The sequence below is a fragment of the Deinococcus ficus genome (genome assembly GCF_003444775.1).
GTDB lineage: Bacteria > Deinococcota > Deinococci > Deinococcales > Deinococcaceae > Deinococcus > Deinococcus ficus.
Genome location: NZ_CP021081.1, coordinates 1,307,910 through 1,324,712 on the forward strand (window position 1 = coordinate 1,307,910; position 16,803 = coordinate 1,324,712).

Consider the following 16,803-nt stretch of genomic DNA (forward strand, 5'->3'; position numbering starts at 1 on the left):
CGTGGCGTCCTTTTCGTTGGGGTGTCTGTCCGATCAGGGCAGGATGACGGTGTCGATGGCGTACACGATCCCGAGGCCGGTGCCGATCTCGGTGGGTTCGGTCACGGCCGTGCCGAACAGGTAACCGCCCTCAGTGCGGGGGCTGACGCGGATGGTGCTGCCGCCCACGGTCACGAGGTCCGTGTTGCTGCCCAGCGCGGTGGTCGTGACGCGGCTGTTCACCACATGCGAGAGCAGCACGGTGCGCAGGCGGGCCGGGTCGGCCTTCAGGGTGTCCAGCGTCGCGGCGGGAATCTTGGCGAAGGCGTCGTTGGTGGGCGCGAAGATCGTCACGTCACCGGTGGTGAGGGTGTCCACCAGACCGGCCGCCTGGATCAGGCTGACCAGCGTGGAGAAGCGGGCGTCGGCGCTCAGGCGGGCGTAGACGGAGGAGGCCGCGGCCGTCACGGTGGTGGTCGTGGTGGTGTTCGTCGCGGGCGCCGTGGTGGTCACGGTGGCGGTGGTGGTGGCCGGCGTGGTTTCGGTGGTCACTTCCACCGCGACAGGCTCCACGATCACCAGGTCGGCGGGCATCAGCACGCGGTCGATGGCGTAGATGTTGCAGTTGCTGGCGGTCACTGCCGTCGTCTCGACGCGGGTCTCGCCGATCATCACGTCGGTGCCGCTGCCGGTGATGGTGATGGTCGCGCCGTCGGCAGTGGTGTAAGGCGTGGCGTTCACGAGGCTGCCGGACTCCACGCGGGTGGGCAGGATGTGGTACTGCAGCACCCGCTTGAGGGCGGCCGGGTCGGAGGCCAGGCGGGCCAGCTGATCCGGGTCCACGGCCTCGAAGGCGGCGTTAGTGGGCGCGAAGATGGTGTACTCGCCGGTCATGATCGTCTCGGTGAGCCCGGCGTCGCTGAGCAGGTCGCGCAGCGTGGTGAAGCGGTCGTCGCCGACCAGCACGTCGTAGCAGGACATGGCCGTTTCGGCGGTGGTTTCCGTCGTGGCGACCTCGGTGGTCGTCTCGGTGGTGGCCGTTTCCGTGGTGGTGGTCTCGGTCGTGATGGTTTCCGTGGTGGTGGTCTCGGTCGTCGTGGTGGCCGGGGCTTCGGTCGTGGTCGTCGTGGTGGTGGTCGTGGTGCTGCGCTGCGGCGTGGCCGGAATCACGATGGGCGCGGACACGACCGGAGCGGGCGCGGCGGGCGCAGCCGCAGCGGGGGCCGGTGCGGGCGCGGGGGCGGCACCCGTGGCGGGAGGCACCAGCACCGTGTCGATGACGTGCACGACGCCGTTACAAGCGGCGATGTCGGCGCGGGTCACGGTGGCGCCATTCACGCGCAGGCGGTTGCCGCTCATGCTCAGCGTGAGGCTGGGGCCGGCGAGGCTGGCGACGCTGCGCATGCCCATCAGCTGTTTGCCGGTCATCTTGCTGCCGAGCATGTGGTACGTGAGAACCGAGTCAAGCAGGTCCGGGTCATTCAGGACGTTGGCGAGCACGTCGCTGGGCAGTTTGGCGAACGCGGCATTCGTGGGTGCGAACAGGGTGCCCTGGCCGCCGCTGAGCATCTCGGCGTACCCGCCGGCGCTGACGGCGGCGTTCAGGGTGCTGAACTGCGGGTCGGTGGCGATGATCTGCGCCACGGTGCGGCACGCGGCAGGTTGGGCCACGGGGGCCGGGCCGCCCGCTCCACCCGCCAGCGCGGGTGTGATGAGCATCAGGCCAAGGGTCATCAGTGCAGTCTGCTTCTTCATACGGTCACCTCAGGAGGTCCTGCTCTGTGAGCTGTAAAAAATTGTTACCGAGCCTCAATCTTCCCCACTCCTCATGAGATTGCAACCGATGGAAGTATTTAAGTAAGACCAGATAAAAGCACATGAATGCACCTTATTTACAGACTCACGGCGGACTCATGCGTGAGGATGTTAGGAGGCAGAGGGGATGCGTTGCCAAGAAGGAGTGAGGGAAGCAGACTGGCCGCTTCCCCTCGTTTCTTCCTGCCTTACTTGCCGAAGTACTCGGGCAGGTCCACTTCCGTGATCAGCACGTCGCGGGGCTTGCTGCCCTGGTGCTTGCTCACCACGCCCATCGCCTCCAGCAGGTCCATCAGTTTCCCGGCTCGGGCGTGCCCCACGCTCAGGCGCCGTTGCAGGCGCGACACGCTGCCCTGGCCTTCCTCGATGCAGATCTGCGCCGCCTGCCGCAGCAGCGGATCGCTGAAATCCATGCTGGCCTTGTCGGTCGTAGGCCCGCTCGCCTCGATGCCACCCTCGAAGTCCGCGCCGTACGCCTCCACGAACGCGTCCTCGAACACCATGCGCCGCAACTCGTCCGCGATGCGCGCGGACTCCACCTCGCTGATGTACGGGCCCTGCAGGCGCAGGGGTTTGACCAGACCCGGCTGGTAGAACAGCATGTCGCCCATCCCGGTCAGGCGCTCGGCGCCCATGGCGTCCAGGATGGTGCGGCTGTCGTGGCTGCTGCTCACCGCGAACGCGATCCGCGCCGGGATGTTCACCTTGATCAGGCTGGTCAGGATGTCCACGCTGGGCCGCTGCGTCGCCAGGATCAGGTGCATGCCGGTCGCGCGGGCCATCTGCGCCAGACGCATGATCGCGGACTCCACTTCCTTCGGGCTGGTGATCATCAGGTCCGCCAGCTCGTCGATGATGATCACGAGGTGCGGGAGTTCCGTCTCGCCCACCTGCCGCATCTTCGCGTTGAACTGCTCCAGGTTCTTCGCGCCGACCTGCGACATCATCTTGTAGCGCCGCTCCATGTGCGCCACCGCGCCCAGCAGCACGCCGGCCGCGTCCACCGGGTTCGTGACCACCGGCCGCACCAGGTGCGGAATCCCGTCGTACGGCGTGAGTTCCACCATCTTCGGGTCGATCATCAGGAAGCGCAGCTCGGTCGGCAGGTACTTGAACAGCAGGCTGGTGATCAGCGTGTTCACGCACACCGACTTCCCGCTCCCGGTGCTGCCGGCCACCAGCAGGTGCGGCATCTTCGCGAGGTCCCCGACCATCAGTTCCCCGTCGATGCTCTTCCCGAGAATCACCGGCAGCTTGCCCCGCGCCGCCCGGAAGGACGGCGCCTCAGCCGCCTGATGGAACGTCACCGGTTCCCGGTCGGCATTCGGGACTTCCAGGCCGATCACGCTCTTGCCCGGCACCGGCGCCTCCACGCGCACTCCACCCACCGCCAGGGCGCGCGCGAGGTCGTTGGCGAGCCCTGCGATCCGGCTGATCTTCTCCCCGGGGGCCGGTTCGATCTCGTACCGGGTGACGGTCGGGCCGCGCGCGTAATCCACGACCTTCGCCTGCAGGTTGAACTGCCGCAACGTCTCCTCGATCACGCCCGCCCGCTGCCGCGCCGCGACGTCCATGGCGGTGGTGTTCAGCGCGGCGGCCGGCACCGGGTCCAGCAGCGCGGGCGTGGGGAGCGCCAGATCAATGGCGCCCACCGGCCGGTCCGCGGCCGCGCGGCGCTCGGGCGCAGCGGACTCCCAGGGTGCGCTGCCGCCCGGGCTGGCCGCCTGCACCCCTCCGGCGCCCAGCAGCGGGGCGGGCCGCTGCGGCACCGCCGGCAGGGGAGAGGCGGCCGGGCCGAACGGCAGGTCCTCGTCCTCGCCCAGGTCGGCGAAGGGATCGAAGCCGTCTGTGACCGGTGCGATCGGAGCAGGAGCGTGGTTCGGGCGGGCCGGCACGGCCACCGCCGCGGGCGGCAGGGGATTCGCGTCCCCCACCCCCACCGGCACGCGCTCCTGCACGGTCCACTCCACCCCGGCGTCCACGCCCAGCCCGGTGAAGTCCAGGTTCACGCTCGGCACGGCGGGCGCCGCGATGGTCATCGCTTCGGCGCGCCGCCGGGCCTCCTCCTGCGCCTCCGAGAGCCGCGCCCGCCAGCCGTCCATGTCGGCCAGCGTGCCGTCCGGGTCGGCGGTGATCGCGGCGGCCAGCGCGGCAGCCACCTCGGTCGGCGCCCGGTCGAAGGCCGCGCACAGGTCCGGCCAGCCCGGGTAGTGCGCTTCCCGGCCGCGCCACAGCGTGAAGTCCTCCGCGACCTCCCGCCACGCGGCGGCCCGCTCCCGGTGCGCGGGCAGTTCGCGGCCCAGCAGGCCCGCGTCCGGTTTCGCCAGGGCCTTCTCGGCGGCCCTGCGCTCGCGTTCCAGCCGCCCGGCGCGCTGCGCGAGGCGCTGCACGTCCAGCACCAGCGCCCGCCGCCAGCGTTCCAGCGCAGCGCTCGCCAGGGTGCTGCCCAGCGCCACGCTCAGCTCATGCCGGCCGGCCTTCACCTCGTTCGCGGCCGCCTCGGCTTCCGCGCCGGCGTCCGGGGCCTCGGCGGCCACGTCCGCGCGCAGGTCCCGCGCGGCGTTCGCGACGAAGGTGTTCGTCACGTCCCGCCAGCCGGCCAGCTCCCGGTCCAGGTTCTTCAGTCCGGCCTCGTCCAGCGCCCGCAGGTCCTTCTGCGCGGCGCGGACCTCCTCCTGTTGCGTGCGCAGTTCCTTCGCGTCCGGGTACAGGCGGCGCAGCGCGTCGAGTTCCTTCAGGTAGGTGCCCAGGCCCTGGCGCGCCTCGCCGCGCGCCCGCGCGGACTCGCGGCCTTCCTGCCGCGACTCGATGGCGCCCTGCACGTTCTCCGTCGCGCCGCCCAGCACCCCGCTCAGCCAGCGGAAGAAGCGCTTGGCGAGCGTGAGGGGCGCGAGGTGCAGCATGATCTCCAGACCCAGCGTGAGGACCACCAGCGGCAGCAGCCCCGCCGCGTAACTCAGCGCGCGGAACAGGGGCGTCATGGCCTGCTGCGCGAGCACCCCGGCCGCTTCCGGCTCGATCAGGTCATGCAGTGCCAGCAGCGCCAGCACGACCACCGCGCCCCCCAGAACCCGCCGGGTGAGGTTCCGCACGTCCCGCCCCAGGAACACCAGCACGCCGTACGCCACCGGGATGACCGGCAGCATGAACGCCCCCCAGCCCAGCCAGCGCAGCAGTTCCAGCCGGATCAGCGCCATCGGGCCGGCGGGCGTACTGCCCGGCACGGCCGATGTGACCAGCAGCGGCAGCAGCAGCGTGAGCGCCAGGAAGATCCCCAGGGCGAACAGCACCAGACCCAGCGCCTCTCCATCGAACCTGCTCACCGGAGGAGCTGTTTTACTGCGAGCCTTCGCCATGTGCGCAAGTGTAACCCAGCCGCCCGCGCGGTCTCGTGGGCGTTTCCCGCGCATAATGACGCCGTTCATGCCCCAATCCCCCGCGACCGGACCGGACCCCGGAGGGTCGCCCCCCGCCCCACCGGCCGGGGGCACCCTGATCCTGCCCGGCCCGCTCGCACAGGCCCTCTGGGCGCACGCCGAACGGGAAGCCCCGCGCGAATGCGTGGGCGCCCTGGGCGGGGTCGTCCATTCAGGGCCGGACGGCACGCCGGTCTGGCAGGCCGACGCCCTCTACCCCTTGGGGAACGTGGCCGCGCACCCGGACCGCACGTACCTCGCGGACCCCGGCCACCTCGTCCGCGCCCTGAAGGCCATGGCCGTGCAGGGGCAGGTGCTCGTGGGGCTGTACCACAGCCACCCCGCCGGCCCGGACCGGCCCAGCGACACTGACGTCCTGCTCGCCTCCTACCCGGTGCCTTACCTCATCGCGGCCCTGCCCGGCCGCACCCTCAGTGCCCACCTGCTGCCCGGCGGTCAGGAGGTGCCCATCGCGGCGGACCCTGCGCGTTCCTGACCGGCGCACGCCCCCCGATGGGGGAGGCCCCGGCGGCGCTTGCTCCCTCCCGGCCGGAAGAACACAATGAACGCACCGCATGACGCTGCCCCCTACCCCCGCCCGCCTGCCCCAGGCCCCGGCCCACCCGCCCGCGACCCCGCCGGCCGACCCGGACTGGCTGGTGCTGCACGACGTGCCGGGCCGCGGGGTGTCCCCCCTGGCGCTGGACCTGCTGCGCCTGGAGGTGGAAGGCCGCGCCCGGCAGCTCACGGCCGCCCTGGGCGTGACCGATCCGGAACGGTGGCATGCACGCCTGTTCGCCGTGCACGCGGGCCGGGCCTGCCTGCACGGCCCGCACCTGCGCGCACTCACGGCGGGCCTGGAGCATCCCGTGCAGGTGGCCTTCCACGCCGCGCTCGGGGTGGCGGCGGCCGTTCCGGAACCCGCCCTGCCGGACGCGCGGCTGCGCCTGGACCTGCTGCGCCTGCCGGCTCTGCGCTCCCGGGATGTGCCCGCCCCGCCGACGCCCCAGTGCCGGGACGCGGCCGCCCGGCTCCTGCACGCCTGCGACGTGCTGACCACGCACCCGGGCACCATGACACCCTTCGCCGCCGCGCTCAGCGCCGGAGTGCTGGGCGCCGCACTGAGGCAGTGGCTGGACCAGCGCGAGGCCCTGCCGCTGGACTGGCTGTGCGGCCTGGGCGGGCCAGACACGCCCGGGCACGCCCTGCACGCGCGCGCGGACCGGCAGGCCGGCACCACCCTGAGCGGCGCCCGCCGCGGCCAGTACCGCAGCCTCGTGCAGGACACCCGCCGCCACCAGCAGGCACTGGAGGACTGGGAGGCGCTGCGTGAGCGGACGTACCGCGCGGCCCTGCGCGCCGCCCTGCGCCTGGGGCAGGCCCTGACCGCCCGCGGCACCCTGGCCCGCGCCGGGGACGTCCGGCTGCTGCGCGTGGAGGAACTGCTCGCCGCCGCCGACGGTCGCCTGGCGGCCCTGGACGTCCGGACCCTGATCCGCCTGCGGCGTGAGGCCAGCCGCCCCAAAGCGGCCACGGAAGGGCGCGGCGGGCTCGCCACCCGCTGGCACGCTACCCCCCTGGCGCCCGGCGTGCGCGACGGCCGCCTTCAGCGGTGGGACGGGGCCGTGCTGCCGGAACTTCCCGGACTGGACGCGCCGCCGCTGGTTCTGCTCGGCCCGGCGCCCACCCGCCGGCCCTGGCCGTTCCCGGAGACGGTGGCGGGCCTGCTGCTCACCGACTGCCTGCCGTTCGGCCCGTCCGCCCGCCGGGCCCGCGAGGGAGGCCTGGCGGCCCTATCCCTCCCGGCGGACCTCGCGGCCGCCCTGCCGGACGGCGCTCTGGTGCGCCTGGACGCCTACCGCGGCACCGTGACCGTGTTGCAGGAGGCGGGCGGCCTGACCCCGCACCGGCCGGCCCCGGACGCTGAGCGTCCTGCCAGCGCCCGCCCGCCGGTGCCTGAGATGCCTCCCCTGCCGCTGCTCCTGAACATGGAGTTCTGAGCCCCGCGACCCGCGAACTGTCGGGTGGCCTGCGGTGCGGGGCCCGCCCCCCGGCGCTAGGCTGCGCGCATGACGTTCGCTGACCTCTGGAAGCTCGCCTGGCGCGGCCTGACCCGCCGGCGGGTCCGCACGCTGCTCACCGCGCTGGGCATCACGGTCGCCGTGGCCAGCATGGTGATCTTCCTCAGCCTGGGGGAAGGCATCCGCAAGGTGTTCACGCAGGAGCTCGGCGGGATCGGCCCGGACATCCAGGTGAGCCTGACCGGGCTCTCTCAGGGCATGTCCCTGCACCCGAACGTTCCGGAAAGCACCGTGGACGAGTTGCGGGCCCTGCCGGCCGATCTGGGCATCACCGGGGTCACGCCGGTGGTCATGGCGGTGCGGGGCGGCATGGACCCGCGCTCCAGCGTGATCCTGTACGGCCTGCCGGCCGACCAGGGCATCACGGCCGTGTTCCCGAACGCCAGCGTGCAGCTCGGGCGGGTGCTGCAACCCGGCGACGACGCCGCGCCCGTCGCCGTGATCGGCGCGAAGGCCGCCGAGAACCTGAACCTGAAGATCGGCAGCACCCTGAACCTGAACCGCCGCAGCCGGGTGAAGGTGGTGGGCGTGTTGCAGCCCGGCTCGGGCCTGACGGACAGTTTCATCTTCCTGCCCCTCAAGGCCCTGCAGGACTCCGAGGGTGCCGAGAACCGCGTGTCGCTGGTCGCCGTGAAGCTCCGCGAGCCGGCCCGCGCGAAGGAGGTCGCGGGCGTGATCTCCGAGAGGCTGGACCTGGAGGCGGAAACGCAGGGGGACATGCTGAGCTTCATGGACCGCGCGATGAAGATCAGTGACGCGGTGCGCTTCGGCATCTCCCTGATCGCGCTGATCGTGGGCGGGCTGGCGGTGGCGAACACCGTGATGATGGGCGTGTACGAACGCACCCGGGAGTTCGGCACGCTGCGCGCCATCGGCGCCCGGCCCGGCTTCGTGCGGGCGCTGGTCCTCACCGAGTCGCTGCTGCTGGCCCTGGCGGGCGGCGTGGGCGGCCTGCTGCTGGGCTTGGTCGGCATCGCCGTGGTGAACGCCTACACCCAGAATCTCGCCGGAATCGACGCGGCCGCCCTCACACCCCGCCTGACGTTGCTCGCGCTGGGGATCAGCCTGCTGCTCGGCCTGATCTCGGGCCTGCTGCCGGCCCGCAGCGCCAGCCGCCTGAACATCACCGAAGCGCTCGGGAGACTCTGATGACCGCACCCACCCTCACGCCTGCCGCCCGTCCCACCGCCCCGGCTGCCCTGCGCGCCGAGCACCTCAGCCGCATCTACCCCAGCGGCGACGGGCAGGTGCAGGCCCTGGCGCCCTTCACGCACACCTTCCCGCCCGGCCTGACCGCTGTGGTCGGGCCCTCCGGCAGCGGCAAGAGCACGCTGCTGAACCTGCTGGCCGGCTTCGACACGCCCACCACCGGCCACGTCCTGATCGGCGACACCGACCTCACCGCCCTGGACGAGGCCGCACGCGCCGACGTCCGGCTCGCGCACTACGGGTTCGTGTTCCAGAACCACAACCTCGTCAGCATCCTCACCGCGCAGGAGAACGTGGAGTTTCCGCTCACGCTGGCCGGCATGCCCCCCCGCGAGCGGCAGGCCCGGGCCCGCGAGCTGCTTGCGCAGGTGGGCTTGGAGCAGCGCGGCGGGCACCTGCCCAGCCAGCTGTCCGGCGGTGAGGCGCAGCGCGTCGCCATCGCCCGCGCGCTGGCCCGGGACCCCGGCATCCTGCTGGCCGACGAACCCACCGGGAACCTCGACACCCGCACCGGCGAGCGCATCCTGACGCTGCTGCAGCAGAGCGCGGGGGCGGGCCGGACGGTCGTGCTGATCACCCACGACCCGGACATCGCCGCGCTCGCCGATCAGCGCCTGCACGTGCGGGACGGCGTGGTCACCCCCGACTGAGCGAAGGGTGACTGCCGGTTACGGCCGGGCCCAGGCGGCGGGCGGCGCCGTCACGGCCACGGCCGGACCGCGCAGCAGGTAGGCACGCCCCCGACCGTCCAGCACCCGCACGACCACCGTCACGCGTTCCCCCACCCGCACGCCCGGGGCGGCCGCGCCGGCCACCGCGCTGCGGCACAGCCCCCCGCAGTTCGGGCTGGGCCGCGGGCGCAGCGGCGCCTGCCACACCGCCCCGTCGCTCACGACATACACCTCGGCCGGGGTGAGCTTGGGCAGGCCCGCCGCGCGGGTGCGCAGCGAGACGGTCACCTGCAGCCGTGAGGCGGCCAGCACCGGCTGCGCCTGCACCTGCACGACCCGCCCGCCGAAGTTCAGCTGCGTGGGCGCCGACAGCACGTCTCCGGCCGCCGGACCGGGCAGGCTGGTGTCACCGCACCCGACCAGTCCCACTCCGGCCAGGAGCAGGACGAGCAGGGGAAGGGCACGCCGCATGCCTCCAGTGTACGTCCGCGCCATGAGGAGTGGCGCGTTCACCAGCTCAGGTCGGGCGGCGTGACCACCCGGTCGGCCGGGAGGTCCGTGAACAGCGTGTAGCGCAGCACGTAGCGGCCCGGAATCACGCGCGTGAGCACGATGCTGTCGCCCTCCACGCGGGGGTTCAGGGTGGCGAGGCTGGGCCCTTCCAGGGTCTGGATGGTGCCGCGCGTGGCCGGGGTCACGCTGCCCTGCGGGAGCATGTCGATCAGGCGCACGTTCTCCAGCGTGCTGTCCACCGTAAGGACCAGTGTGACCACGTACCCCTGCGTGCCGGCCGGGGCGAGCTCCACGCTCTTGGCGAGGCTGGCGCGCCCGCCGCCCTGCACGTTCCGGGTGACGTTCGCGCCGCCCGGGTTGCGCACCTGCGCCGGACCGGTCGTGCGCAGGTCGATGGGGTCCAGGATCGCCTCGGCGGTGTCGGACCGGCAGATGCGCACCGGGACCTTCAGGTTCAGGCGCTGCCCGCCGCCGAACTCCCCGCTGAGTTCCAGGGGGTAGTCGCTGCTCCAGCCGCTGGGCAGGTTCAGCCGCACCCGGGCCGGCAGGCGGTACGGGAAGTCCGTCTTGGCCACCGCGACGAGCTGCGCCGGATCGCAGGCGTTCAGCACGTCCGGCGTCGTGCTCAGCGTGATCTCCGTCAGGGGACGGTACTCGATCACCACGCGGCCCGTCCCGCCGTCCGGCACGCGACCCGGGGCGGGCTGCGTGAACGTGCTGCCGGGCACGTCGGTGGGCTTCACGGCGTAGTCGCCGGGCGTGAGCGGCACGGTCGCGGGCGTGGTGAAGGTGCGGCCCGCCACCTCGAACGGCACGTTCGGCATGGCGATGCGCTGCGTGCCGTATACGGCGACCGCCTCCACCACCAGCTGGCCCTCGGCCTGCCGGGCCACGAACCGCACCTTGTTGTACCCGGGCTGGTAGCGCACCTCGGTGGGGGAGATGATGTTCCCGGTCCCCTGCACCAGCGCGCTGCTGACCGCCTGCCAGCCGGGCGGCAGGACCGGCTTCACGCTGCCGTCACCGATCACGGCGTACGTCGCGCCGGGCACCGGGCGGCCCTGCGGGTCCACGACCTCCACCAGCAGCTGGTTGAGCAGCTTCAGGTCGGCGGGCGGCGTGAAGCCCCCCACCCGCGCGGGGAAGGGCGCGTCGTTCATGCGGAACGAGTACCGGATGGCGTTGCTGTACTGCTTCGTGGTGGGCAGCACCCGGATGAACACCTGCCACTCCCCGACCAGCGCCGCGGTGATCGGGAACTTGTCGGCGGCGGTCTTGCCGTTGTCGCTGGGCGTGAGGTTCACGCGCGCGCCGCCCGGCTGCACCGCCCAGGTTTCCGCCTCGCGGGGGCCGTCCAGGTCGTAGTTCTGCAGGCTCAGGGTCTTCCCGATCCAGTCGGGCGTGATGAGCAGCCGCGCGGCCAGCAGGGGCGTCTGCTCGGTGTCGCGGGCGTTCACGGAAAAGTCGCTGGTCTCCAGCGCGAAGGGCGCGGCGGTGCGCAGCGCGAACGAGTTCTTTCCGTCGCCGCGGGTGGTGACCTTCAGGGTGTACGTCCCGGCGGGCAGGGGCCCGGCGTACAGGCTCTCCCAGGTGTGCTCGCGGTTCATGCCGAAGCGGCGTTCCACGACCGTGCCGGCCGGGCCGACCAGCGTGAAGGTCGTCTCCATCTGGTCCTGCTGGTTGTAGCGCTCGTCCCCGAAGTACCCGGCGCCGCGCCGCCCGTCGGCGTAGTCGGCGAGGTTGAAGGTCGGGGAGTACACCTCCAGGCCCACGGATCTGGCCGCGTCCTGCGCAGTGACGCGGATCACGTAGGTTTCCTGCGCCTGCGGCCACTTCTGCCCCACCGACACCAGGGGCAGCACGCCGCCCGTCTGCGCCGAGGCGCCCGGCGTCAGCAGGCCGGCGCCCAGCAGCGCCGCCGAGAGAACCAGGGCCGGGCGGGGGGACCGCGGGAAGGAGAAGTTCAGCATGCTCACCCGAACATAACATGCGTCTGCGCGGGCTGGAACAGGCCTGGACAGGCGGGCCGGGCCTGGCGCGCAGGCCCCCAGGTGTCTGGGCGGCGTGCGGCCCCGGCCGGGAGGTGGGCGTAGCATGGCGCCACCCATGAGCCCCCTGCAGTCGCGTGCCGAAGCCCGCATTTCCGCCTCCGCCCTGACCCACAACCTCACCGTCCTGGCCGCCCGGGCCGGCGCGAAACTGCTGCTGCCCGTCAAGGCCAACGCCTACGGGCACGGCGAGCACCTGATCTCGCAGATCGCGGCCGTGCACCCCGGCGTGTGGGGGCTGGCGGTGTCAGTGCCGCTGGAGGCCGCCGAGGTCGCCGCCGTGAACCCCGGCACGCCCATCGTGCTGCTCACGCCGCCCACCCCGGACGAGCTGCCGCTGCTGGCGGACCTGGGCGTGCGCCTGCCGGTCGCCACGCTGGAGGAGGCCGAGGCCCTTCCCGCGAACGCCCGCGCGCACCTGAAGGTGGACACCGGCATGAACCGCCTGGGCGCCCGGCCGGACCTGGCGGTGCAGGTGGGCCGCCGCCTCGCCGAACGCGGGCTGCTGGAAGGCGCCTACACCCACTTCGCCACTGCGGACGAGGAGGATCTGAGCTTCGCCGACGAGCAGCTCCGGCGCTTCCAGGGGGTGCTGGCGCAGCTGCCCCCCGTACTGGCGCACTGCGCGAACGGCGGCGCGGTCCTCAGTTACGGCGCGCTGCCCGGCATGAGCCTCGCACGGCCCGGCCTCGCCAGTTACGGCTTCGTGCCCCCGCATCTTGCAGGCGTTGTGCCCCTGCGGCCGGTGATGACCCTGCGGGCGCGCGTCACCGCCCTGCGCACCGCGGAGATGGGCGAGACCGTCAGTTACGGCAACCTGTGGCGCGCCGAGCGGCCCACCCGCGTGGCGACCGTGGGCGTGGGGTACGCCGACGGCTACCCCCGCAACGCCACCCTGAAGGCCCAGGTGACCGTGGCCGGGGAGCGCCGGCCGGTGCTGGGCCGCATCTGCATGGACCAGTGCATGGTGGACGTGACTGGCCTGGACGTGCAGATCGGGGACTGGGTGGAATTCTGGGGCGAGGGCGGCGTCACGGTTTCGGATGTGGCCGCCTGGGGCGGCACGAACGAGTACGAGGTCCTGACCGGCGTGGGCAACCGCGTGGAGCGCGTGCTGGTGGACTGACGCGGCCCCTACAGGCGCGTGACGACGTCCCGCACGACGACGAACAGCATGAGCAGCATCACGAACGCGAACCCCATGAAGTTGATCGCGTTCTCCTGCTCGTGCGTGAGCGGCCGGCCCTTTACGGCGCCCAGCAGCACGAGCAGGATCCGCCCGCCGTCGAGCCCGGGAATCGGCAGCAGGTTGAAGAACGCCAGGGACAGGTTCAGCATGATCGCCACCTGCACCAGCGCCCAGGGGCTGGCGGCCGCGGCCTGACTCACGATCTCGGCCGTGCCGATGGGCCCGCTCACGTTCTGGTCCCGGCTGAGGTCCAGCGTGAAGAAACGCTTGAACAGGTTCCCGAAGGCCGCCAGCACCTGCGGCACGACCTGCACGGTACTGCTCACGGACGTGCTGACCGCCTCGGCCAGGCCCGCCCGCCGGGAGTCCGGGCCGTACTGGATGCCCAGCAACTGCCGCTCGCCGTTCACGGTCGGCCGCCAGTCGAAGGTCACGCGCTGCGGCTGCCCCGCGCGGTCCAGCGTGAACACGTGCGGGCCGGGCGTCTTCAGGACCTCGCGCACGGTTTCCCACCCGGCGATCTCCTGCCCGTTCACGGTGGCGCGGTCCGGCAGGTCCTGTCCGTCGATGGCGGTGATCACGTCCCCGGGTTTCAGGCCCAGCGCCTCGGCGCGGGACCCGGCCACGACCGCCTCGATGTGCACGCGGTCCGGCACGGGCAAGCCCTGGCCCATGAACAGGCCCGTCATCAGGCCCAGACCCAGCAGCAGGTTCATCAGCGGGCCGGCCAGCAGCACCGCGACCTTCCCGGCGGCCGGCAGGCGCGCGAAGCCGGTGGTGGGTGCGCGCGGCACGCCGTCCGCGTCCGGCTGCGGGGCCATGCCGTCGATCTCCACGTACCCGCCCAGCGGCAGCAGGCTGATCCGCCACTGCGTGCCGCGCCACTCGCGGCGCAGCAGGATGGGCCCCATGCCCACGCTGAAGGACTTCACGCCCACGCCCTGCCAGCGGGCCAGCGCGTAGTGCGCCAGCTCGTGCAGGAACGTCGCGGCGCCCAGGATCAGCACCGTCCACAGCAGCCCCGAGGGCGTGAGGGCCGCCGCGAACCCCTGAAAGGGATTCATGGCCGGCCCCGCTGCAACGCCGCGGCCCGTTCGGTGGTGCGGGTGCGGGCCCAGGCGTCCGTCTCGGTGATCGCATCCCAGCTCAGCGTGCCGGCCGGCGTCTCGTCCAGCACGCCCTCGATCAGGCGGGGGATGTCCAGGTACCCGATCTGCCCGGCCAGGAAGGCGTCCACGGCCACCTCGTCCGCGGCGTTCAGCGCCACCGGGGCCAGGCCGCCGGCCTCCCCGGCGCGGTAGGCGAGCCCCAGGCAGGGAAAGCGCCCGAAGTCCGGGTCGCGGAATTCCCAGGTGCCGCGCATCGGCCAGCCCAGGTGCCCGCTGACCTCCGGGCCGCGCCGGGCGCCGCGCACGTCCCCGGGCCGCTGCATGCCGGTGGGGGCGGCGTCCATGGCGTACGCGATGGGCAGGCGCATGTCGGTCGGGCCGAACTGCGCTTTCAGGCTGCCGTCGCGGAAGCGCACGGCCGCGTGAATCCACTGCTGCGGGTGCACCGCCACCTGCACCTGCGCTGGCGGCAGGCCGTACAGCGAGGCGCACTCGATCACCTCCAGCCCCTTGTTCAGCAGGGTGGAACTGTCGATGGTGACCTTCGGGCCCATCGCGTAGTTCGGGTGTTTGAGCGCCTGCTCGGCCGTGACCCCGCTCAGGTCCGCGGGTCCGTCCCGGAACGGCCCGCCGGACGCCGTCAGGATGATCTCGGCCACGTCCCGCACGTCCTCGCCGGTCAGGCACTGGTACACGCCGGTGTGCTCGGAATCCACCGGCACCACCCGGCCCCCGCCGCGAGCCGCCGCCTCCCACATCAGCCCGCCGGCGGTGACCATGGCCTCCTTCGTCGCCAGCGCGACCGCCTGCCCGGCCTCCAGGGCCGCGCGGGTGGGGGACAGGCCGATCAGGCCGCTCATCGCGTTCACGACCACGTCGGCCGGATGCACGGCCGCCTCGGCCGGGTCGGCGATCACCCGCACGCCGGTCAGGCGCGCGCGGGCGGCGTCCAGCACGCCGGCGTCCACGCTCACCAGGTCCGGGCGGAATTCCCGGACCTGCGCTTCCAGCCGGTCCAGATTCCGGCCGGCCGCCAGGGCCGCCACGCTCCACCCGCGTTCGCGGATCACGTCCAGCGCCTGCGTGCCGATACTGCCCGTGCTGCCCAGAACCGTGACCCTCACGCCGAGACCCTGCCTTGCCGCTGTGGTGCCTTGATCGTCATTGCGCCCCAGCATACGGGCCCACACGGGCAGGACGAACGCCGCGCTCACAATGAACGCGGCGTCAGGGGGGCCCGCCCGTCTAGGGCGACGTGAGGCTGATGTGCAGGAACAGGTACGTGGCCGGCACCGCGAACAGCAGGCTGTCCAGGCGGTCCAGGAACCCGCCGTGCCCGGGCAGGCTGGTGCCGCTGTCCTTGGTGTGCAGCGCGCGCTTGATCAGGCTCTCGGACAGATCCCCGAGCTGGCTGGCGCTGGCGACCAGCACCGAGTACAGCAGCGCGACGAACGGCGTCCAGATCTGCGCCAGCTGCGTCATGGCGAGCACGACCAGGAAGCTCAGCAGCAGCCCCCCGATGGCGCCCTCCACGGTCTTGCCGGGGCTGACCTCCGGCGCGAGCTTGCGCTTCCCGAAGTAGTACCCGCTGAAAAACCCGCCGATGTCGGCCGCGAAGGTCGCCAGCAGCGGCAGCGCGAAGTACAGCAGGCCCTTGTCGGCGTCCGGGGTGTAACGCAGCATCAGGAAGTACCCCAGCAGCCACGGGACGTACAGCAGCCCGAACACGCTGTACACCACACGCTCCAGAGGCCTCTCCCCGGGGTTGATGACCTCCATCACCAGCAGGTACCCCACGGCGACCGTCAGGACCGCCTCGCGCCACGAGCCACCCGGCCAGGGCGCCTGCGGCCACATGGGCAGGCTGGCGATGATCAGCGCCACCCCGAACACGCCCAGCGAGATGCGGCGCACGTCGATGTCGTTGCCGTCCAGCATCCGCACGTACTCGTACAGGCCGAAGCCGGTCAGCAGGATCAGCGCCGGCACCATCGCGGGGGCGCCCAGCCACACGATCAGGCTCAGGAGCGCGAACCCCACGACGGCGGTGGTGACGCGGGTGCTCAGCGTCTCCACAGGTCACCCGGGCCTTGCCTGCTTTTTCGCGTGTTCGGGCGGGACCTCACCCGAGGATTTCCTGCTCCTTCTTGTGGAAGACCGCGTCCACCCTCGCCACGAAGTCGTCGGTGATCTTCTGCACCTCCACCTCGCCGCGCTTGATGTCGTCGTCCCCGATGCCCTCGACCTTCTTGACCTCGTCCATGGCGTGCTTGCGGATGTTGCGCACGGCGATGCGGGCGTCCTCGGCGTAGTTCTTGGCGTTCTTCACGAGGTCCTTGCGGCGCTCCTCGGTCAGCATGGGCAGGCTGATGAAGATAGTGTCGCCCTTGTTGTTGGGGTTCAGGCCCAGGTCGCTGTCGCGGATGGCGCGCTCGATGGGCGCCAGCGCCCCACGGTCCCAGGGCGTGATGACCAGCGTGCGGGCGTCCGGCGTGGAGATGCTCGCCACCTGATCGATCGGCACCTGCGAGCCGTAGTACTCGACCACGATCTTTTTCAGGATGCCGGGGTTGGCGCGGCCGGTGCGCAGCACCGACAGGTTGTTCTCCAGCGCCTCGATGGCCTTCGTCATTTTCTCGCGGGTGTCCGCCTGAATGTGTTTCATGTCAGCCATGGTTGTCTCTCCTTCCCCAGTATTCCACCCGGGTGCGGGTGGGACGGGGCACTCGCGCGAGTTTAGTGCATTCCCACACGGTCTGGCCGGCCGGGCTGG

Annotated in this window: 13 protein-coding genes; 5 read left to right on the forward strand and 8 right to left on the reverse strand. The window is 72.1% G+C overall.

Going from position 1 to position 16,803, the window contains the following annotated elements; genetic code table 11:
* Positions 1–33: 33 nt before the first annotated feature.
* Both DFI_RS06420 and DFI_RS06425 read right to left on the reverse strand, forming a co-directional pair.
* Positions 34–1,713, reverse strand: a complete 1,680-nt coding sequence (locus tag DFI_RS06420; RefSeq protein WP_244940338.1) for a fasciclin domain-containing protein — start codon at positions 1,711–1,713, stop codon at positions 34–36.
* 269 nt (positions 1,714–1,982) lie between these two features.
* Positions 1,983–5,150: a DNA translocase FtsK gene (locus DFI_RS06425; RefSeq protein WP_027462577.1), complete on the reverse strand. Its 3,168-nt coding sequence runs from the start codon at positions 5,148–5,150 to the stop codon at positions 1,983–1,985.
* Between the two features lie 67 nt (positions 5,151–5,217).
* Between DFI_RS06425 and DFI_RS06430 the strand changes: the two genes are divergently transcribed.
* The 4 genes from DFI_RS06430 (at position 5,218) to DFI_RS06445 (ending at position 9,150) form a co-directional block, all read left to right on the forward strand.
* Positions 5,218–5,706, forward strand: coding sequence for a M67 family metallopeptidase (locus DFI_RS06430; protein WP_081425807.1), 489 nt, complete (start codon positions 5,218–5,220; stop codon positions 5,704–5,706).
* 79 nt (positions 5,707–5,785) lie between these two features.
* On the forward strand, positions 5,786–7,210 hold the full coding sequence (locus DFI_RS06435; RefSeq protein ID WP_027462579.1) for a hypothetical protein: 1,425 nt from the start codon (positions 5,786–5,788) through the stop codon (positions 7,208–7,210).
* Between the two features lie 69 nt (positions 7,211–7,279).
* On the forward strand, positions 7,280–8,440 hold the full coding sequence (locus DFI_RS06440) for an ABC transporter permease (protein ID WP_022802137.1): 1,161 nt from the start codon (positions 7,280–7,282) through the stop codon (positions 8,438–8,440).
* Positions 8,440–9,150, forward strand: a complete 711-nt coding sequence (locus DFI_RS06445; RefSeq protein WP_051307646.1) for an ABC transporter ATP-binding protein — start codon at positions 8,440–8,442, stop codon at positions 9,148–9,150. The genes DFI_RS06440 and DFI_RS06445 overlap by 1 nt, the downstream gene beginning before the upstream one ends.
* Positions 9,151–9,168: 18 nt before the next feature.
* Here DFI_RS06445 and DFI_RS06450 read toward each other — a convergent pair whose 3' ends face one another.
* Positions 9,169–9,642 carry a hypothetical protein gene (locus DFI_RS06450; protein WP_022802135.1) on the reverse strand — a complete coding sequence of 158 codons (474 nt, stop codon included), beginning with the start codon at positions 9,640–9,642 and terminating at the stop codon, positions 9,169–9,171.
* A 38-nt stretch (positions 9,643–9,680) separates the two neighbouring features.
* Complete coding sequence (locus DFI_RS06455; RefSeq protein WP_027462581.1) at positions 9,681–11,654, reverse strand: hypothetical protein; 1,974 nt, start codon at positions 11,652–11,654, stop codon at positions 9,681–9,683.
* 136 nt (positions 11,655–11,790) lie between these two features.
* On the opposite strand from DFI_RS06455, the gene alr reads away from it, so the two are divergent.
* A complete protein-coding gene (gene alr, locus DFI_RS06460; protein WP_027462582.1) occupies positions 11,791–12,858 on the forward strand; it encodes an alanine racemase in 1,068 nt (355 codons plus the stop codon).
* 8 nt (positions 12,859–12,866) lie between these two features.
* Here alr and DFI_RS06465 read toward each other — a convergent pair whose 3' ends face one another.
* The 4 genes from DFI_RS06465 to frr all read right to left on the reverse strand — a co-directional run bounded on the left by DFI_RS06465 (position 12,867) and on the right by frr (position 16,704).
* On the reverse strand, positions 12,867–13,985 hold the full coding sequence (locus DFI_RS06465; RefSeq protein ID WP_027462583.1) for a M50 family metallopeptidase: 1,119 nt from the start codon (positions 13,983–13,985) through the stop codon (positions 12,867–12,869).
* Complete coding sequence (dxr, locus tag DFI_RS06470) at positions 13,982–15,154, reverse strand: 1-deoxy-D-xylulose-5-phosphate reductoisomerase (RefSeq protein ID WP_027462584.1); 1,173 nt, start codon at positions 15,152–15,154, stop codon at positions 13,982–13,984. The genes DFI_RS06465 and dxr overlap by 4 nt, the downstream gene beginning before the upstream one ends.
* A 121-nt stretch (positions 15,155–15,275) precedes the next feature.
* Positions 15,276–16,106, reverse strand: coding sequence for a phosphatidate cytidylyltransferase (locus tag DFI_RS06475; RefSeq protein ID WP_022802131.1), 831 nt, complete (start codon positions 16,104–16,106; stop codon positions 15,276–15,278).
* 46 nt (positions 16,107–16,152) lie between these two features.
* Complete coding sequence (gene frr, locus DFI_RS06480) at positions 16,153–16,704, reverse strand: ribosome recycling factor (protein WP_027462585.1); 552 nt, start codon at positions 16,702–16,704, stop codon at positions 16,153–16,155.
* Between the last annotated feature and the right edge of the window lie 99 nt (positions 16,705–16,803).

What these genes read in the sequence shown, in the direction of transcription:
- DFI_RS06420 (WP_244940338.1), bottom strand. Translation starts at nt 1,713, where the DNA reads ATGACCCTTGGCCTGATGCTCATCACACCCGCGCTGGCGGGTGGAGCG.
- DFI_RS06425 (WP_027462577.1), bottom strand. Translation starts at nt 5,150, where the DNA reads ATGGCGAAGGCTCGCAGTAAAACAGCTCCTCCGGTGAGCAGGTTCGAT.
- DFI_RS06430 (WP_081425807.1), top strand. Translation starts at nt 5,218, where the DNA reads ATGCCCCAATCCCCCGCGACCGGACCGGACCCCGGAGGGTCGCCCCCC.
- DFI_RS06435 (WP_027462579.1), top strand. Translation starts at nt 5,786, where the DNA reads ATGACGCTGCCCCCTACCCCCGCCCGCCTGCCCCAGGCCCCGGCCCAC.
- DFI_RS06440 (WP_022802137.1), top strand. Translation starts at nt 7,280, where the DNA reads ATGACGTTCGCTGACCTCTGGAAGCTCGCCTGGCGCGGCCTGACCCGC.
- DFI_RS06445 (WP_051307646.1), top strand. Translation starts at nt 8,440, where the DNA reads ATGACCGCACCCACCCTCACGCCTGCCGCCCGTCCCACCGCCCCGGCT.
- DFI_RS06450 (WP_022802135.1), bottom strand. Translation starts at nt 9,642, where the DNA reads ATGCGGCGTGCCCTTCCCCTGCTCGTCCTGCTCCTGGCCGGAGTGGGA.
- DFI_RS06455 (WP_027462581.1), bottom strand. Translation starts at nt 11,654, where the DNA reads ATGCTGAACTTCTCCTTCCCGCGGTCCCCCCGCCCGGCCCTGGTTCTC.
- alr (WP_027462582.1), top strand. Translation starts at nt 11,791, where the DNA reads ATGAGCCCCCTGCAGTCGCGTGCCGAAGCCCGCATTTCCGCCTCCGCC.
- DFI_RS06465 (WP_027462583.1), bottom strand. Translation starts at nt 13,985, where the DNA reads ATGAATCCCTTTCAGGGGTTCGCGGCGGCCCTCACGCCCTCGGGGCTG.
- frr (WP_027462585.1), bottom strand. Translation starts at nt 16,704, where the DNA reads ATGGCTGACATGAAACACATTCAGGCGGACACCCGCGAGAAAATGACG.